The organism is Tatumella morbirosei (assembly GCF_000757425.2).
GTDB classification, from domain to species: domain Bacteria; phylum Pseudomonadota; class Gammaproteobacteria; order Enterobacterales; family Enterobacteriaceae; genus Tatumella; species Tatumella morbirosei.
The window spans coordinates 314,639-331,764 of the sequence record NZ_JPKR02000002.1 but is presented as its reverse complement, the minus strand read 5'-3'; the positions used below and the strand labels follow the sequence as shown (position 1 = coordinate 331,764).

The 17,126-nt window shown below is 49.3% G+C and carries 16 protein-coding genes and 2 pseudogenes; 9 read left to right on the top strand and 9 right to left on the bottom strand.

Features of this window, described 5'->3' with window-relative positions; genetic code table 11:
* Nucleotides 1-43: 43 nt before the first annotated feature.
* Both HA49_RS02625 and HA49_RS02620 read left to right on the top strand, forming a co-directional pair.
* Nucleotides 44-292: an ElaB/YgaM/YqjD family protein gene (locus tag HA49_RS02625; protein ID WP_038020224.1), complete on the top strand. Its 249-nt coding sequence runs from the start codon at nucleotides 44-46 to the stop codon at nucleotides 290-292.
* Between the two features lie 201 nt (nucleotides 293-493).
* Nucleotides 494-889, top strand: a pseudogene (locus HA49_RS02620) (2-thiouracil desulfurase family protein); the annotation flags it as partial.
* 536 nt (nucleotides 890-1,425) lie between these two features.
* On the opposite strand, the gene HA49_RS02615 reads toward HA49_RS02620, so the two are convergent.
* Nucleotides 1,426-1,620, bottom strand: coding sequence for a hypothetical protein (locus HA49_RS02615; RefSeq protein WP_038020221.1), 195 nt, complete (start codon nucleotides 1,618-1,620; stop codon nucleotides 1,426-1,428).
* Nucleotides 1,621-2,154: 534 nt separating this feature from the next.
* On the opposite strand from HA49_RS02615, the gene HA49_RS02610 reads away from it, so the two are divergent.
* On the top strand, nucleotides 2,155-2,691 hold the full coding sequence (locus HA49_RS02610; protein ID WP_038020216.1) for a DUF2058 domain-containing protein: 537 nt from the start codon (nucleotides 2,155-2,157) through the stop codon (nucleotides 2,689-2,691).
* A 41-nt stretch (nucleotides 2,692-2,732) separates the two neighbouring features.
* Here the strand turns inward: HA49_RS02610 and HA49_RS02605 are convergent, their stop codons facing one another.
* Entirely contained in the window at nucleotides 2,733-3,431 is a 699-nt protein-coding gene (locus HA49_RS02605; RefSeq protein WP_038020414.1) for an RluA family pseudouridine synthase, read from the bottom strand.
* 363 nt (nucleotides 3,432-3,794) lie between these two features.
* Here HA49_RS02605 and HA49_RS02600 point away from each other — a divergent pair, with 363 nt between their 5' ends.
* Nucleotides 3,795-5,435 carry a dihydroxyacetone kinase subunit DhaK gene (locus HA49_RS02600; protein ID WP_038020213.1) on the top strand — a complete coding sequence of 547 codons (1,641 nt, stop codon included), beginning with the start codon at nucleotides 3,795-3,797 and terminating at the stop codon, nucleotides 5,433-5,435.
* 56 nt (nucleotides 5,436-5,491) lie between these two features.
* On the opposite strand, the gene HA49_RS02595 is transcribed toward HA49_RS02600, so the two are convergent.
* Nucleotides 5,492-5,863 carry a VOC family protein gene (locus HA49_RS02595; RefSeq protein ID WP_038020210.1) on the bottom strand — a complete coding sequence of 124 codons (372 nt, stop codon included), beginning with the start codon at nucleotides 5,861-5,863 and terminating at the stop codon, nucleotides 5,492-5,494.
* 196 nt (nucleotides 5,864-6,059) lie between these two features.
* Nucleotides 6,060-6,389, bottom strand: a complete 330-nt coding sequence (locus HA49_RS02590) for a YciI family protein (RefSeq protein WP_038020207.1) — start codon at nucleotides 6,387-6,389, stop codon at nucleotides 6,060-6,062.
* A 100-nt stretch (nucleotides 6,390-6,489) separates the two neighbouring features.
* On the opposite strand from HA49_RS02590, the gene HA49_RS02585 reads away from it, so the two are divergent.
* Nucleotides 6,490-7,383: a LysR family transcriptional regulator gene (locus tag HA49_RS02585; protein WP_038020204.1), complete on the top strand. Its 894-nt coding sequence runs from the start codon at nucleotides 6,490-6,492 to the stop codon at nucleotides 7,381-7,383.
* 51 nt (nucleotides 7,384-7,434) lie between these two features.
* Here HA49_RS02585 and HA49_RS02580 read toward each other — a convergent pair whose 3' ends face one another.
* Together HA49_RS02580 and proP are read right to left on the bottom strand one after the other, a co-directional pair.
* Complete coding sequence (locus HA49_RS02580; protein ID WP_038020202.1) at nucleotides 7,435-8,148, bottom strand: aspartate/glutamate racemase family protein; 714 nt, start codon at nucleotides 8,146-8,148, stop codon at nucleotides 7,435-7,437.
* Nucleotides 8,149-8,397: 249 nt separating this feature from the next.
* On the bottom strand, nucleotides 8,398-9,906 hold the full coding sequence (proP, locus tag HA49_RS02575) for a glycine betaine/L-proline transporter ProP (RefSeq protein WP_038020198.1): 1,509 nt from the start codon (nucleotides 9,904-9,906) through the stop codon (nucleotides 8,398-8,400).
* A gap of 476 nt (nucleotides 9,907-10,382) precedes the next feature.
* Between proP and HA49_RS02570 the strand changes: the two genes are divergently transcribed.
* Both HA49_RS02570 and HA49_RS02565 read left to right on the top strand, forming a co-directional pair.
* Nucleotides 10,383-11,156, top strand: a complete 774-nt coding sequence (locus HA49_RS02570) for an enoyl-CoA hydratase/isomerase family protein (protein WP_038020194.1) — start codon at nucleotides 10,383-10,385, stop codon at nucleotides 11,154-11,156.
* A gap of 73 nt (nucleotides 11,157-11,229) precedes the next feature.
* Entirely contained in the window at nucleotides 11,230-12,351 is a 1,122-nt protein-coding gene (locus HA49_RS02565) for an alkene reductase (RefSeq protein ID WP_245610142.1), read from the top strand.
* A gap of 127 nt (nucleotides 12,352-12,478) precedes the next feature.
* Here HA49_RS02565 and HA49_RS02560 read toward each other — a convergent pair whose 3' ends face one another.
* Nucleotides 12,479-13,387, bottom strand: a complete 909-nt coding sequence (locus HA49_RS02560) for a LysR family transcriptional regulator (RefSeq protein WP_038020192.1) — start codon at nucleotides 13,385-13,387, stop codon at nucleotides 12,479-12,481.
* Between the two features lie 103 nt (nucleotides 13,388-13,490).
* Between HA49_RS02560 and HA49_RS02555 the strand changes: the two genes are divergently transcribed.
* Entirely contained in the window at nucleotides 13,491-14,699 is a 1,209-nt protein-coding gene (locus tag HA49_RS02555; protein ID WP_038020190.1) for an MFS transporter, read from the top strand.
* Between the two features lie 134 nt (nucleotides 14,700-14,833).
* Here the strand turns inward: HA49_RS02555 and HA49_RS02550 are convergent, their stop codons facing one another.
* Nucleotides 14,834-15,715, bottom strand: a complete 882-nt coding sequence (locus tag HA49_RS02550; RefSeq protein WP_038020188.1) for a LysR family transcriptional regulator — start codon at nucleotides 15,713-15,715, stop codon at nucleotides 14,834-14,836.
* Nucleotides 15,716-15,866: 151 nt separating this feature from the next.
* Here HA49_RS02550 and HA49_RS02545 point away from each other — a divergent pair, with 151 nt between their 5' ends.
* Entirely contained in the window at nucleotides 15,867-16,568 is a 702-nt protein-coding gene (locus HA49_RS02545; protein WP_046791650.1) for a sulfite exporter TauE/SafE family protein, read from the top strand.
* A 253-nt stretch (nucleotides 16,569-16,821) separates the two neighbouring features.
* On the opposite strand, the pseudogene HA49_RS21100 reads toward HA49_RS02545, so the two are convergent.
* A pseudogene (locus HA49_RS21100) lies at nucleotides 16,822-16,989 on the bottom strand (MFS transporter); the annotation flags it as partial.
* Between the last annotated feature and the right edge of the window lie 137 nt (nucleotides 16,990-17,126).

Here is a 17,126-nt window from a genome sequence, read left to right as displayed (position 1 = left end):
TTAAAAACATCTGATAAAACAGTCAATCAAAGGAGAGTTGTGCATGAGTGGTAAAATTCAGGATAAAGCTGAAGAACTGGCAGGTGCAGCACAGGAAGCTTACGGTGACATTACCGATTCACCTGAGCATTCTTTGAAAGGAGCCGCGCGTAAGTACGCATCACACGCCAGCTATGCGGTACGTGATGCTGCGGATACCATTAAGACGCAGGTCTCTGACAAACCTTACACCGGTGTTGCGATTGCCGCGGCTATCGGTGTAGTCTTTGGTTATCTGCTTGGCCGCAAGTAAGTCAGCCTGCGCTGCTTAAGATAACTTCTTAATACAGCATCTGTTTTATGTCAAAACCCCGTGGGTGATACCCCGGGGTTTTTTAATTTTGCTTCCGGTCTGCCATCAAAGGACCTGCCACTTTTACAGAAAGCGCGGCATAATTGCTCTCTGTTCTGCAAATTATTGACCAACATTAATGAAGAATAAAATACTGGTAAGCGCCTGGTGATTTGTTGCCCGGAACAAGCCGCCGGACTTCCGACGCCGCGACTTCCTGCAGAGATCTGCGGGGGTGATGGCGAAGATGTCCTGACCGGGAATGCGGTGATTCTGGAAAATCATGGAAATGATGTGACCGAGGAATACCTTAAAGGTGCCAGACTGGCCCTGCAGGTAGCGCAACAGGCAGGATGTCGTTATGCTTTGCTGACCGATGGCAGTCCTACCTGTGGCAGTCAGAAAATTTATCGTGGTGATTTTTCAGGGTGCCAAATTAACGGCAGTGGGATTGCAACAACCCTGTTACGCCGCCATGGTATCGAGGTATTTTCTGAGCATCAAATCCCGCAACTGATTGCCCGTGTGGCTGCTGACGATACCACGCCAACCACATGACTCCCGGGTTTCAGATACCGGAGTTAATTCCCCTGCTGATAAAGAGTTAACCGGATGAATCTGAAAGTCCGGTGACAAACCTTCGCATAATGGTCAGTCCGCGACAATTGTAGAAATATTTTAAAAAATTTGGTAATCCACACACATTCAGGGGTTGCAATTGAGAATCATTACCACTATCTTTAGCTCTGTCGAATAGTTGACTGTTTTAATCAACTACTCGACACGACATTGCTCACATTGCTTCCAGTTATCTTTGCCCGCTGACCGCGGGCTTTTTTTTGTCCGGATCAACAACTAATGGGTACAGTATCGTCAATCATCCTGTGATGATAAAAGATAATTCAGGAGAGTTTTGACCGCTGACAGAGTTTACATGACTTGTCGCTATGGATGGACTCAATGCAGGAAGGGGTTCGACATTGCTCAGAGCCTGCCAGCGAATCTGACAGAGCTCATTACAATTACGGTATTTATTATTTACTGCTTACTGCTTACTGCTTACTGCTTACTGCTTACTGCTATACAGGGAAGTCTTAGCCCAGACGAATACAACCATTATCAATACCAGCCAGACTCTCGCCCCGCATAATTACTTTTTCCTGCATACCATTAGCCAGTTTGACCACAAACTCTTTACTCCCGGCAGTCAGATGGCCATTTTCGATTTCTGTCATCTCAGTGACAGCGACGTAACAATGACGCCCGTGTAAAAACATTTTTGCTAACATAAATTTTCCTTTTTTTTGCTACCTGTGAATCATCCTATAGTCAGGTTACATTAATTTGTCACCACGCATTTTTCTATTCGTGTCAGTTATCGAACATACGGGTAATTCTGGTATAATACCCCTTCAGATATCATGGTTACAGCAGGTTTACCCTTAATTACACTAAAGACAATGGCCTTGCAGAGTGTCTGGTTGATAGCATCGCAACGGTTACAGTGATTCGTTATCAATAACTTAACGAAATTCTGACGGTAATTTTCTTACGTGCAGAGGGAACTGTTGCCCCGATACCTGGTCGTATCAATGCAATACCGGTTAATCCTCGTTTAACCGGAAAAGTCGTTTAGAACAAATATTGCAGTTTGCCTATAATCCATTTCCCGCTACGGCGGGATTTTTTTCCACTTTTCTGTGATGTCAGACATTACTCCACTGTTCCCCGCAAGGCTCTGGCCATCAGGTCTGCAAAATCACCACTTTCAGCCAAATTAACGATATACTCCGGCAAACCCATTAACCGGTTCAGGAAACAGAATGACAAAACTCACCTTACAGGAACAGATGCTGAAAGCCGGACTGGTCAGCAGCAAGAAAATGGAAAAAGTACAACGGACTGCAAAAAAGTCGCGGGTACAAGCCAGAGAAGCCAGAGAAGCAGTTGAAGAGAATAAAAAAGCACAGCAGGCGCGTGACAGGCAACTCAGTGAGCAACAGAAGCAGGCAGCACAGTCTAAAGAGTATAAGGCGCAAATTCGTCAGTTGATCGAAATGAACCGGATTCCGCGAACCGATGGCCCGGTCAGCTTTAATTTCACCGACAACAATCTGATCAAAAATTTGTCAGTGGATAATAAAACACATACCCAGTTAACTCAGGGACGGCTGGCTATCGCACGGCTGATTACTGAGAATAACCGCAGCGAATATGCGATTATCCCGGCCATCGTGGCAGATAAAATTGCCCAACGCGATGCTGATTATATCATCCTGAACAGTCCGGTTAGTGATCAGGAGCCGGATGAAGATGATCCCTACGCAGATTTTAAAATCCCTGATGACCTGATGTGGTAAGGTCTAAGACATCATATCTGGCCGGGCCGCCTGAGGCCTAGTCAGAAAGGTACGGTGCTACGGGCAACCATCGGTTGTAGGGTGACCGGATGCACAAAATTAAGTTGGCTGGCATGCAACATCAGTCGTGGAATTTTGGCTGTACCCGGCCACTCTTTTCCGCCATATAAATCACAGCCCAAAATCGGGTGTCCCAGATACTGGCAATGGATACGTAACTGATGGGTCCTTCCCGTTTCGGGTAACAGCTGTAGCCTGGTGACCGGCAGACTTTTTTTATCCGGCGTAATGAAAAACTCCCTCTCTACTACCTGATAACCGGAACGGGCAGGTTTTCCCTTCTCCGGACACAAGCCCATGCGCGGAAATAATGCCGGATTACTGGCAATTGCCGCTTCAATTGCGCCGGAGTCCTGCTCCGTATGCCCGCAGACCAGTGCCTGATAATGTTTAGTCACACTACGCTGACTAAATTGCTGACAGAGTAACGCATTCACCGACTTATTCAGTGCAATCACCATCAGCCCGGAGGTGCCAAAATCCAACCGGTGCACCAGAGTACAACCGGGATACTCTTTCACCAGCCGGTAATGTACCGAATCCAGATTTTGCGGGTTTTTCCCTGACAGGCTAAGTAACCCGGCAGGTTTATCAATCAGTAGCAAAGAGTCATCCTGATAGAGAATCTCTATCTGTTGCTCACAAAGCGGCGCAATAAAGGTATCATTAATTTCAGATATCATCTGGTTACTCCCTTTCAGGCGGCCGATCATACCCAAAAGCAGTCTTTCAGGCCAATCATCAATCTCTGTGCCACGCTGTCCGGTACTCCGGCCCTCAGCAGCCAGATAACCTCCGACGGCAAAACATGCCGTAGCCAGGGACTGCCCCTGACTTTGCTGAAACAGGCACTTTAGCTAATGGCTGGCCAATTTTCGCCCTTCCCGTTTTAACGATTAATGTCTGTTTTTCCTGTTTCAGGACACAAGCTCCACATCGATTATTATGTGATGAAGATCACACTAATCGCTTGTCGTGCCGATGTCTGAGATAAACTGGCTCACACTTAGGGTCGCGGTTTATCTTATTAAGGAGTGATTTCGATGAGTCATTTTTTCTATGACAGTAAAGAAAACCTCATTGACCTTGTCATTGAAGGCATTATTAGAACCAGCCCACATGCAAACTTAACCCGTCTGAAAACAGATTCGGGCTTGCGGGTGGTTGTTCGCAATGACTGGGATAAAAAGCAGGTCGCATTACTGTCCGGCGGAGGCTCTGGTCACGAACCCATGCATGCCGGTTTTGTCGGGAAAGGGATGCTGACCGGGGCCATTTGTGGTGATATTTTTGCTTCCCCCGGGGTAGATGCCGTTCTTAGTGCAATTATTAATGTCACTGGCGATGCCGGATGTCTGTTGATTGTTAAAAACTATACCGGGGACCGCCTGAATTTCGGACTGGCCGCAGAGAAAGCCAGAGCTTTGGGCTATAAGGTAGAAACCGTTCTGGTGGAGGATGATATCGCGCTCCCGGACAATCCCCAGCCCCGCGGCCTGTCAGGCACTATTTTAGCCCATAAAATTGCCGGTTTTGCCGCCAGTCAGGGGCTTTCCTTACAGGAGGTCGCCAGCCAAACCCGCTCAGCACTAAAGCAAATCGCAACTCTGGGTGTTGCTCTCTCTTCCTGCCATCTGCCGGGAGCCGGGAACAACGACAGGCTACCTGCCGGCAAAAGTGAGCTTGGGATGGGCATTCATGGTGAACATGGCGTGGCCACTTTGGACACCCAGAACAGCCGTGAAATTTGTGAACAGATAACTAAACGACTATTAGAACACATTGGTGATAAATCGGACTTACTGCTGATGATTAATAATCTTGGCGGATTTTCGGTACTGGAACTGGCTTTACTCAGCCAACATCTGCTAGCCTCACCTTTGGGAAAACGTGTTCGCTTGTTACAGGGGCCGGCAACTCTGGTCAGCGCACTGGACATGAAAGGCGTTTCACTGACTGTTCTGCCACTGAATGACGAACTCGAAGAAGCTCTCAAATCACCGGTCGACGTCTCCGGATGGTCACCGCTTTATTCACCCGCAGAAATGCACTGGCAGCAGGCGCAGGCCTTACCGGAAAATACGGCAGTCACCCCTTCCGATAATCCCGACATAGCTGCAATGCTTGAATCGGCCTGCCAGACACTGATTGATAATGAAGAGGCACTGAATACCCTCGACAGTCATGTGGGTGACGGCGACACGGGCAGTACTCTGGCCACCGGTGCCCGTTACGTTCTCAAGGCATTGAAGGATAAACAGTTACCGCTCAATGATCCCGCAGCTTTGTTGGGCTGGCTGGGAGAGAGTATCACTACCCCCATGGGAGGCTCCGGCGGTGTATTGTTATCGCTACTGTTTACCGCGGCAGCAGAAGGTTATGATCCGCAGCAAAATCCCGGAAAAGCTTTCCTTAAAGGGCTGGAACAGATGAAAGAGTATGGTGGGGCTCGTCCCGGAGATCGGACCATGATTGATGCTCTGCAACCGGCCTTTGAAGCCATGGCCGCAGATAGCGGCTGGGATGAAGTCGTGGCAGCCGCACGAAAAGGCGCGGAGTCTACTGCTAAAATGAGTAAAGCCGGTGCCGGGCGATCGGCTTATCTGAATGCTGACAGCCTGCAGGGGCATATTGACCCCGGAGCTAAAGCCGTCAGTGAAGTCTTTGCCGCCATGCCTCGTTAAGCTCATATATCAGGCAGACGAGCCAGTTGCAGCTACCCGTCTGTCTGTTCATCGTCTCACTTCGGCAGAATTTGCCCGACATCTATACGGTTTCCGTCGGGGTCAGCAAACACAAATGTCCTTAACCCATAATCTTTATCCTGGAGATCTTTGATAATTTTTGCTCCGGCCTGACGACAGCATGTGTAGAATGCGGCTGCATCATCCACCAGCAGATGCGCCACCGGATAGGCAACTGATTTATGAAATGGCTGGACGGTAAGGTGTAACTCAGCAGCATCACGCCTGAGGATCATAAAACCTGTCGGGTTACCATTCTTAAATACTGCGGTAAAATGAAGTCCTTCAGTATAAAACTGCTCTGCTCGCTGAATATTTTTTACCGCTAAGATAGCGGCAATGCGACCAAGCCTGACTGAATCATTCATCCTGTGCTCCGTGAATCATCATTGCTGTGTCAGTGTTGGACGGTGCCTGGCTGACTCACCGGACAGTGCCGGAAGAACCTCTACCTTAACCGGTTAGTTCTGTTTTGGCAGCATTCATCACAACATTTTTGTCGATGAATCGCTGTTTTAGGCGATACGCTTATGGCTGAAGCCGTAACTACTCACCAGAGACGGTTCAATCAACCAAATCCTGTAGTTCACCGACAGTCTGCCGGCTGGAAATAGCACTCAACTGACCAAACAGGGGGTCCCACTGTTGTATTTCCAGCTTCGCTATCAGTTTCTCCCGTGCAAACGGGTCGGCATCCACCAGCATATGAACCTGTTGCAGACTTTCTGCCCGGAAAATCAAAAAACCAGCCCGTAACGCGGTATTTTTCAACGGGCCTGAGGCTATCAGCGTTCCGTTGCGGATCAGTTGTTTAAGATACAACACATGTTCACGGACAAAGGTACCCCACTCAGGACCTTCAGGGTGTTCCATAGTCACCAGGTAAATGTTCATTGGTTGTGCCTCGGTTGATGTGTTAAAAATCAAGCATAATAACCATCGGCAGTATTTAAAATACCCATTTATAAAGTTCAGAAACAACCAGGAGTGTTTAATGCCTGATAAGCTTACCAGCATGCGAACCTTTGTGGCAGCGGCCCGGGGAGGCTCTTTTGTTGTTGCCGCCAATAAACTGGCCATGTCGCCGCAAATGGTTGCCCGGCATATTACTGCACTGGAACATCAGTTATCTGTACGACTGTTAAACCGGACAACCCGTTCACAAAGCCTGACTCCGGCAGGAGAGCAGTACCTGAAACGTTGCGAAGCGATACTCGAAGCTGTGAACCAGGCCGACAATGAAGCCAGCGGTCTTACGGATACGCCTTCAGGAACATTGCGCATTAATGCTCCGGTTTCATTGGGTCGCTACAGCCTGGTAGATTTTGTGAGTCTGTTTTTGCAGCGCTATCCGCAGATGAAGGTTGAACTAACACTGAGTGACGGCATTATCAATCCTGCGGCGGAATATTTCGATTTCGTGTTCCGGATTGGTAAGCCGGATAAAAACCTGCGTTACGTCGCCAGGCCCTTACCTCCATACCGGTTTATCGCCTGTGCATCCCCCAACTATCTGGCCCGCCGTGGAACACCAGAGCACCCGGAGGATTTACAACATCATGATTGCATAGGATTCTCGCCATGGCCGGCCGGACTGGCCCACGAGTGGCCATTTACCTGCGGGCAGCAAATTATTCAGGTCTCTGTGAATGGCCCTTTGGTTATCAATGACTGGGGAGCGATACTGGCCGCCGCAGTGAAAGGAAACGGGATTATTATCGGCTATGAGAAAGGCCTTGAGCAGCCACTACAGCGCGGTGAATTAATCCCCGTACTCGAGAATTTCCCTGTCCCGGAACGACCACTTAATCTGCTCTGTGACCCGCAGCGCATGAAAGAGAGCCGCTGCCAGCTGTTTATCAGTGAGGTCACTGAGTATTTTCGCTAAAAGCTCTGTCCGGCTACATCAAAAAAACGAATGCAGAGCCCCCCTTCAGACTCACCTTCCTGCGGCCTGGCGTTGTTGCTGATAGCGGCGGATAACATCCTTCGCCAGACTGGCTGCACTGTCGATAGTCACAAACGGATATTCGCCGCTATCCAGCAACGGACTGATATCGGTGCAGGCGATCAGGACTGCCCCACTACGATTTTCCGTGATCAGACCCGTTATCTGCTGCCATAACCTGCTGACGGTCTCACTCTGATAACCTTGCTGTTTTATACTGGTGATCAGCGCGGTCGTCAGACTGCGTAGCTGCGGGTTATCGAAGAGTTGTTTACCCTCAGCCAGCAATTTTTGCTGCCAGTACCCTGCATCCAGCGTGGGTTCAGTCGCCAGTAAAGTCACATAATTCACGGGCGGCGGTATCTGTTGCACGGCACTTGCAGCGATATGCAACACCGGAATACCTCCGGCAACCTGTTCCATTTCGCTGAAATAATTATGTGCCAGATTACATGGGACCGCGATAAAACTGACTCCGGCCTGCACCAGTTCCCGTACCCCTGAACGTAAGGCAGCAATCATCGCCTGATCATCAACAGGCTGGCCAGGCCAGAACGGTGTTGGCAGAGAAATGATATGCATTCTTGGAAAATCCATATCAAAACATGCGCCATACTGTGACTGGCATTCAGATACCAGCATATCGATAAAAGGTGCGGTCGATCGCGGCCCCATGCCGGCCAGAATTCCGATAGAATTGGTCATATATTCCTGCTGTGTGATCTGAGAGAGCCTGTAGTGTATCTCAGAGGGTGATAACCGGACCAGTCGCCTGAGCCTCAGCAAGAGGAGATGCCAGTATATTTTCTGCCGAAAAAATTAGATGTACAATCTCACTGATTTGCCAAGCCAATACTGAAAAGACGTTGATTTTATGCGGACTGAGAATTCTCTGTGAGGATGCAAGCGGCGATGGGGGAAAAACCGCCGTCCGGAGACAGCGGTTAGTCTGGTTTAATGAGTGATATCCGGATGCTGGTCGACTAAATTGCGACGTTTGATCTGCAACTGTTCAATCTGCTCATCAATATCTTCGATTCGCTGTTCAATACCGTCATGATGTTCCTGCAGTAGTTCTTTCGCTTCTTCCAGCGAAGAAGCTGCCGGAGTGCCACCATAGAGCGGTTTATTGGCTGTCTCGCGCATAGAAAGGCCGGTCACTACCCCAATAACACCCACCACCATCAGGTAAAAAGCCGGCATATACAGATTTCCACTCACTTCCACCAACCAGGCGGTCAGTGTCGGAGTTATACCCGCCACCAGGATAGAAATATTATAGGTACTGGCCAACGCACTGTAACGGACTTCTGTCGGGAACAAAGCGGGCAGAGTCGCCGCCATGACCCCAATCAGGCAGTTAAGTATCACCGCCTGAATCAATAACCCAAAAAACAACGCCGGCAGACTGTTATGTGTGATCAGCATAAATGACGGGATGGAAAAAACAACCATCGCAATGCTACCGATAACGATAAACGGACGACGACCGAACTTATCGCTGAGCAGGCCCATCACCGGCTGTACAAACAGCATTGCCAGCATAATCACCACGATAATCAATACACCCCGGTCTTCAGAGTAGTGCAGGTCGTGAGTCAGGTAGCTCGGTACGTAAGTCAGTAGCATGTAATACGCCACATTGGTGGTAATGACTATTCCGATACAGGAGATCAGGTTACGCCAGTGTTTGCGCGCCACTTCTTTAAATGGCACTGAGGGACCTTCGCTCAGTCCCTGTTTAGACCCTTCTTCCAGAGAGTCCACATGTTTCTGGAACGCCGGAGTCTCTTCCAGAGCGTTACGCAGATAGAGACCAATTAATCCCAGAGGTAATGCCAGGAAGAACGGAATCCTCCAGCCCCATTCGTTAAAGGTTTCCTGCCCCAGCATAGTGGTTAGCAGTACCACTATTCCGGCACCACACACAAACCCCACCAGTGAACCAAAATCCAGCCAACTCCCCATAAAACCGCGTTTCCGGTCCGGCGAATATTCGGCCACAAAAATAGATGCCCCCGTATACTCGCCACCGACAGAAAAGCCCTGCACCATCTTAGCGATAAGCAGCAATACCGGCGCCCAGAAACCGATAGTGGCATATGAAGGAATCAAACCAATACAGAAGGTACTGAGAGTCATCAGAATAATGGTGGTTGCCAGTATCTTTTGCCGGCCATATTTATCCCCCAGCACCCCAAAGAACATCCCACCAAGCGGACGGATAATAAAAGGTACCGAGAAAGTTCCTAATGCAGCAATGATCTGGATAGCAGGAGAGGCGTTAGGGAAAAACACTTTACCTAATACTGTCGCAACATATCCATACACACCAAAGTCAAACCACTCCATTGCATTACCTAATGCGGCCGCCGTGATGGCTTTTTTTAGCCGGGCGTCGTCGATAATCGTGACGTCCTTGAGTCGCATTGGTTTAACTTTTTTACGTTTTATTTTTAGCATCTTTTTTCCTTAAAACATAAACACCTTAATTATCACCCACCTATCAAGGATAGGCTAAACCGGTGAGGTTTCAAATCTGGTGTTATTGTTTAAGAAAAAATCCCCGGGATGTGACCCAGCTGTCCGCCAGGCAGAGGATATTCTACACTGCGGCATAGATTAAGATGGGCAAACTTATTAGTTTTTCCCGTTTTAACCGCATGAACAACCGGAGTCGCTTTAGGTACTGTAACTAACGTGAGAAGCCACATTAGTTGATTTTATCGAATACTGTGGGTCCGTAAGCTTCAGGAACATCTGTCCACGCAAAGGCCACTGCTGGTACAGCAGGGTTACTTATTGAGCTTTTCTGTTCAAATCCATTCCATTTAGGAATAGGCATTATCTAAATCAAAGCCGATCCCATTTCATCAGGAATAGAATATTGTGATTTCACACCCCGCCACTCCGGCCCGGACTACCTGAGGAATATCGCCATGTCAGCATTTGAAACCTACCGTAACGCCTTCGCTAACGCCCGTCTGACCCGAAAAGAAAACGGAGTCCTGGAAGTGAAATTTCACACTGACGATGAAAAGCTGGTGTTCGACGGCCATACCCACGAACAGTTCGTTGAGTTGTTCCATGCCATTGGGGAGGATCGTAATAACCGTGCAGTCATCCTGACCGGTTCCGGCGGTGCCTTTATGGATGCTATTAGCCCTGAAGGTTTCGACTTTTTCAACCCCTCCGGATTCGACAAGATTCTGCGCGAAGGGAGAAAAGTTCTTAACAACATTCTTGATATTGAAGTGCCCATGATCACCGCGCTGAATGGCCCTGTACTGTTGCACAGCGAATATGCCCTGCTGACCGATATCATACTGGCAACACCAGAAACCATATTTCAGGACAAACCTCACTTTGAGTTCGGGATAGTACCGGGCGATGGTGTCCATATCCTGTGGCCGGAAGTGATTGGCTCTGTTCGTGGCCGTTATTTTCTGCTGACCCGCCAGCAACTGGATGCAGAAACCGCCAGACAATGGGGAGTGGTTAATGAAATTGTTCCTGCAGACAAACTGCTGGCTCGTGCCCATGAAATTGCAGACGGGATTGCAGCCCTGCCACCACTCACCTCGCGCTATACCCGCATTGCACTGACACAACGTCTGAAACGCTTACTGGATGAAGGTATTGGCTATGGCCTGGCACTGGAAGGCATCAGTGCGGCCCAGGTTGCGCGCAATATGGCACAGCCGGAATCCTGAAACGGTTAAATGACCCGGGACCCAATATTCACAGGGAATCCGCACAGACATCCCCCACAGTTATGGAGTATTAATGATGAAAAAATTACTGTCCGCAGCCGGTGCCGGCAAATTGCAACTCGAACACCGCGTCGTCATGGCCCCTGCCACCCGAATGAGAACGGAACCGGGAGGAGTACCGGGAGAACTGATGACGGAGTACTACCGTCAGCGGGCCAGCAAGGGTGGACTGCTGATTGCTGAAGCGACAGCGATATCACCTTACGCTAATGCTTATCAGGATGCCCCCGGTATATTTACCGACCATCAACAGGCCGGATGGAAACGACTCACCGATGCCGTTCACGCGCGGGGCAGCCAGATTATTTTGCAGCTCTGGCATCCGGGCCGCCAGTCACTGCCTGAACTGTCCGGTGGACAACAGCCTGTGGCACCTTCCGCTTTGATTGCCAAAGAAACCTACGGTGTGGTGAGAAATGAACAAGGGGGTTATGAAGGAAAATTATTTCCACAACCACGGGCACTGGAAACCACCGAAATTCCGCTACTGATGAATGAATTGCGTCAGGCAGCTAAACGGGCGAAAGCCGCCGGCTTTGATGGTGTAGAACTGCATGCCGCGAATGGTTACCTGCCTGAGCAATTCCTGCTGGATGGCAGTAATCTGCGTACCGATAATTATGGCGGTAGCCTGGAGAATCGTGCCCGCTTCCTGCTGGAATCGGTCGCGGTACTAACAGAAATATGGGGTCCTGGACGGGTAGCCGTTCGGATTTCACCCAGCGGTATTTACGGTGATATGCATGACAGTAATCCGCAAGCCACCTTCCGCTACCTGGTAAGCCAGCTAGCCGCTTTTAAGCTGGCTTACCTGCATATTATTGAGCCACGGATTGTCGGCCCGGAAGATAAATCGACAGACCATTATGCAGAACCGGTCGCCAGCCACGATCTTCGGCCTTATTACCCGGGAACGATTATCGCTGCCGGTGGATTCAAGCCGGAGGACGCGGAGAAAATGCTGCAAAGTGGCGATGCTGATCTGATTGCCTTCGGTCGCCTGTTCACATCGAACCCGGATCTGCCTGATAGAATCCGCCACAGTCATCCACTGACCCACTATCAGCGCGAGACTTTTTTTGGTGGTGATGCCCATGGCTATACTGATTTCCCGACATTTCATGGGGCCATTTAAGCGACCGGGCACCAAGGCTGAGAACGTTGCTTCCCCTGCAGAATATTGCAGGGGAAAGTCTTCGGGTATACGGCGATAAATAACGAAAATCAACACTGCGTTACGAAATCCTCTGACTTCAGGGGGTTCACAGCGGAGGGTTTAGTTGCAGATGGATAAAATCAATCAATGTTCTGATTTTAGCCGGCAGAAAACGGCGGTCTGAATAGAGCGCCAATAACTGCAAAGGAGCCGCGGTCTGTTGAAACCGAATCTCAATTAACCGTCCATCGTCGATATAGGGTTGGCAGGCTTGTTTAGACAGAATTGCAAAACCGACACCTGCCAGTGCAGCCCGCCCTGCCATCTCTCCGCTGTTGACCCGATAGTGCCCTCTCACCCTGATGGTCTCAAATCTCCCTTTTTTATCCACAAACTGCCATGCGGCACCTTGCAGAGCACTGACCGTAGAGATACAGGGTAATTGTGCGAACTGCCGGATATCAGACGGAGTACCATAACGCTGAATAACGGAAGGCGCTGCCACGATAGTACAGGGAATAGTCAACAGATGGCGGGCGATATAGTCACTGTTATCCAACTGGCCGCGAGTGACAATGATGGCTAAATCCAGGTCATCCCGCAGGGATTCTAACCCCGAGAGATTTGTGACACAGCTTATCTCAAGTTCAGGGTACTGATACGCAAAGTCAGCGATCACCGAACCAAGTAATGCGGGACCTAATTCATTGGGGATGCACAGACGTAGCGGCCCTCTGAGTTGCATTTGGCGCATGGTCAGTTCTGTCTCAGTCTGCTCCAGAGTCTCCAGTAAAGGTACCGCGCGGCTATACAGTAACTGGCCGGCCTGGGTAAGTTTCATATGTCGGGTACTGCGCTCAATCAGTTGAAGATTGAGCTTTTCTTCTAACTGAGAAATACAACGACTGACATTCGAGGTCGGCATTTCGAGGAATTTTGCTGCACCTACAAAACTTTCTTTTTCAGCAACCGCAATAAACACGTTAAGGCTGTTAAATTCAAGTACAGGACGCATCAATAATCCCGGGTTTGATAACAATATGCACCATTTTTAGCATATAAACATCATCGACGATAGCAGTTAGACTTAGCCCACTTTCACTCACAGGTTAACTGTTATGCCCCTGCTTACAAAAACAATGGATTATAAAGCGGTTATGCGACTGGCCATGGTTATAGCTTTTATCCAGTTCGCTAATGCACTGGAGTACATGGCTTCAACACCGGTTTTTGCTTTTATGGCAGACACGTTTTCAGTGCCTGTCTCCTTTTCCGGTTATGCCTCCGGACTCTACACCCTGGGAGCCGTCCTTTCCGGCAGCGCTGCTTTTTACCGGATTGACCGGGTTAATAAAAAACAATTCCTGATGATGAATATGTTGTTACTGGCAGCAGTCACTTATTGCTCCACACTCACAACGCAATTTGGTACTTTGCTGGCACTGCGATTTTTCGCAGGAGTCGTGGGTGGCACCACGATGGGAGTGGGGATCACTATTCTTATCAACTGCGCTCCGGAAAATTTACGTGGCAAAGTCCTCGCAACAGTCATTGCCTCGTTTCCAATGGTCAGTATTGCCGGAATGCCGGCAGTGTTATTTTTGTGCACTCACTACGGCTGGCATTTTGCTCTGTGGTCAGTCAGTGTGCTTTGTCTGTTTTGTTTACCATTAATCATTTTTATCGTACCCGGCGATACACCTCCGTCTGGCAGCCGGAACAAGATTGCGATGGATAAACAGACCCTGGTTTTCGCCTCCTGTACGGCAGTAGTGCAGTTCAGCCCGATGCTGATTATTCCTGTTCTGACTCCATTATTGATGCAGTTTATGGGAGCACAGCAACAGCAGTTACCCGGCTTGTTCCTCACCGGAGGAATTGTCGGATATCTGTCAACCAAAATGACCGGTATCCTGATCTCGCGTGTCTCAGTCTTGTCTCTGGCAACCGTGTCAACGCTGTTATTTGCCACCAGTTTGCTGATCCCTGCAACGGGTTCTGACAGATCATTGCTGTTTATCAGCTTATTTCTTGCAGCCTCATATAGCCGGCTGGTTGCTGCTTCGTCATTGGCTGTCCGCTATCCTGATAATAAACAACGCGCCGGTTTTTCTTCACTACAGACCACGCTAATGTTCCTGTTTACTACCCTCGCCTTCTTCCTGTCTTCTTTGTTGCTTCCTGAAGCATTGATAACCACGCAACATCTGAACCGGTTATTGATTGTCAGTGCATTATCCGCCGGTGTTTTTCCTTTAATGGTGATCATGCTGCAAAACAAACTGACTTACCGGACTCGCAAAGCTGATCATCCCGGGATTGATTAACCCATAGTTTGTTCAGCGGATAGAAGGATATTATTGTATGGCAGGATTTGATTCGGAAAACTGATATCCGACAGACGGTGTGTATGACCGGGCTGTACCCGCAGAGCCGGGTACCCTTCAACATTTTATAAAATTTAAGTTCTGAGAAAGTCGATTAACTCTGCCATGCCCGGGCTCAGTGATTCCGCTGTTTTATAGCAAATACAGATCCGTCGCCGTGCCCATGGGTCGTTTAATGGCAAAGTATGGTAGTTAAATTTTTTTCTGAAGCGTTCTGCTATTGAAGCAGGAATGACAGCGACCCCTGTCCCACTGCTGACCATCTCACAAACACCTTCAAAGCTGCTCATTCTGATGCGATAAAACAATGAATGACCCAGCCTGCGAGCATGGCCGCTGATGTGGTCCTGTAGCGCATTCCCCGGGTAAAGGCCAATAAAAGGCTCACTGATGGCATCCTGCAGAGTGACATTATCCCTAAATCTCAATGGATGAGTCGCAGGCAGGATAAGGGCAAGCCTGTCATCTGCTATGGGTTCAAGCATAAGTTCTCCGGTATTAACTGCATCCGAGACAAGACCGGCCTCTGCAATACCTCTGCTAATGCTGTTAATAATATCTTCACTGGTCCGCTCTTCCAGTTCAATAGTCACATCGGGATGTTCTGACAGCCAACCTGCCAGCCTGCCCGGCAGAAAACTGGCCATTGATGAAGTGTTGGCATATAACCGGATTTTCCCTCTGCCGCCTTTGAGATAAGCATCAAGTTCGGTTTTAAGCCGCTGGTGTCCGGCAAGGAGTTCGCGTGCATGGCCCACCAGTATCTCACCCGCCTCCGTCAGGCTGACTCCTCTGGGATGTCGAAAGAATAGTTTTGCCCCGCTATCTTCTTCAATACTTTTCAGTCTCTCACTGGCCGAAGCCACCGCCAGACTGGCAGTTTGAGCGCCGCGGGTAATGCTACCCGCATCAGCGATGCAGACGACCAGTGTTAAATCGGACAGATCCAGTCTCATATGAAATCACCTGACTCTTCGGATTATCCGAAGCATGGTCCACTAAAACCAGATTGTCCACTCTGAGCGGAGATGGTTGAATCACTTAACCTCTTTTATCAGGACAAATTTCGTGGGCGAACAACTGTATCTCTGTCTACTGCTTATCTTTATGCTCGCCGGTTTTGTTAAAGGCGTAACCGGTATGGGCTTGCCCACGGTGGCAATGGGTCTGCTGGGATTGTTTTTACCTCTTCCTGTCGCGGCAGCACTGCTGGTTGTTCCTTCTTTTGTCACTAACCTACTGCAGCTGTTTTCAGGACCGTCAGTGAGGCTGGTTTTCCGGCGTTTGTGGCTGATGATGCTGCTGATTATGGTGGGTACAGTAGCGACATCTTCGCTGATATCCCGGATAAATCCTTCCTGGTCTGCATTTAGCCTGGGAGTGGCTTTAATTACCTATGCTGTTTTTGCCCTGATTTCGCCTTCGTTCACCGTTTCACAGACCCGGGAAAAATGGCTGGCGCCGGTCATTGGGGGTATCACCGGAATGATCACCGGAGCTACTGGCGTCTTTGTGATGCCGGCCGTTCCCTTTCTTCAGTCGCTTCGTTTCAGTAAGGATGAACTGGTGCAGGCGCTTGGCTTGTCATTTACCGTTTCGACCCTGGCGCTGGCCACCGGACTTTATCTGAATGATGCTCTCAGAATCGGGCAGTTTTCGTTATCCTTTTTATCCCTGTTGCCAGCGCTGGCCGGAATGTGGATCGGACAGAAGGTTCGGGCACGTATCAGTTCCAGGCACTTCCGGCAGTGCTTTCTTCTGTTCCTGGTACTGTCCGGGCTGGAGTTAATTTCCCGACCGTTTATCTGAGCCGGATACGATAATCCCGGGACCGTTGAACTCCCTTTATGGTCTCAGGCGAATAAACAGCCCTTTTTACTTTGAGAGTCGCACTTACCCGGTCAGATAATGCTGAGCGGGTATTTGAGCGCACCTGCTACTGTTTATAAAAGCCATGAAAATGCTTATAAATCGTATTCAGCTCTGAAACTGTATTATCAGGCCAGATTCTTCCGGTACCCCCCGGTGGGGTACCAGAGTTATCTCTGCGGGTTACCCGGTTATCTGCACCAGAAGTCAGGAATATAAGTACAGTAGAAATAATTAACATCAGGGCACTGGCCAGAAATGTACTTTGGTAACCCTGATAGTCGAAAAGCAGACCACCTACCGTAGAGCCCAGTGCAAGCGACAGTTGTACCGTGGCGACCATCAGCCCCCCGCCAGCCGATAACCGACCCCAGCTAACTTCCCAGCGGCTCGGCACCCACAGTAGACAGCTCATTGCCGCTGTTAAGACTCCCGGATCATTATCCTCTGTCATGCCTTTTTGCAACGCAACGGACAGTAAGACAAAACAGGACATCA

Bases quoted from the DNA above. Each gene is read 5' to 3' on its own strand.
- HA49_RS02565 (WP_245610142.1), top strand. From the start codon at position 11,230: ATGATGAAAAAATTACTGTCCGCAGCCGGTGCCGGCAAATTGCAACTC.
- HA49_RS02555 (WP_038020190.1), top strand. From the start codon at position 13,491: ATGCCCCTGCTTACAAAAACAATGGATTATAAAGCGGTTATGCGACTG.
- HA49_RS02615 (WP_038020221.1), bottom strand. From the start codon at position 1,620: ATGTTAGCAAAAATGTTTTTACACGGGCGTCATTGTTACGTCGCTGTC.
- HA49_RS02585 (WP_038020204.1), top strand. From the start codon at position 6,490: ATGCCTGATAAGCTTACCAGCATGCGAACCTTTGTGGCAGCGGCCCGG.
- HA49_RS02610 (WP_038020216.1), top strand. From the start codon at position 2,155: ATGACAAAACTCACCTTACAGGAACAGATGCTGAAAGCCGGACTGGTC.
- proP (WP_038020198.1), bottom strand. From the start codon at position 9,906: ATGCTAAAAATAAAACGTAAAAAAGTTAAACCAATGCGACTCAAGGAC.
- HA49_RS02625 (WP_038020224.1), top strand. From the start codon at position 44: ATGAGTGGTAAAATTCAGGATAAAGCTGAAGAACTGGCAGGTGCAGCA.
- HA49_RS02595 (WP_038020210.1), bottom strand. From the start codon at position 5,863: ATGAATGATTCAGTCAGGCTTGGTCGCATTGCCGCTATCTTAGCGGTA.
- HA49_RS02580 (WP_038020202.1), bottom strand. From the start codon at position 8,148: ATGACCAATTCTATCGGAATTCTGGCCGGCATGGGGCCGCGATCGACC.
- HA49_RS02600 (WP_038020213.1), top strand. From the start codon at position 3,795: ATGAGTCATTTTTTCTATGACAGTAAAGAAAACCTCATTGACCTTGTC.
- HA49_RS02550 (WP_038020188.1), bottom strand. From the start codon at position 15,715: ATGAGACTGGATCTGTCCGATTTAACACTGGTCGTCTGCATCGCTGAT.
- HA49_RS02560 (WP_038020192.1), bottom strand. From the start codon at position 13,387: ATGCGTCCTGTACTTGAATTTAACAGCCTTAACGTGTTTATTGCGGTT.
- HA49_RS02590 (WP_038020207.1), bottom strand. From the start codon at position 6,389: ATGAACATTTACCTGGTGACTATGGAACACCCTGAAGGTCCTGAGTGG.
- HA49_RS02545 (WP_046791650.1), top strand. From the start codon at position 15,867: ATGCTCGCCGGTTTTGTTAAAGGCGTAACCGGTATGGGCTTGCCCACG.
- HA49_RS02570 (WP_038020194.1), top strand. From the start codon at position 10,383: ATGTCAGCATTTGAAACCTACCGTAACGCCTTCGCTAACGCCCGTCTG.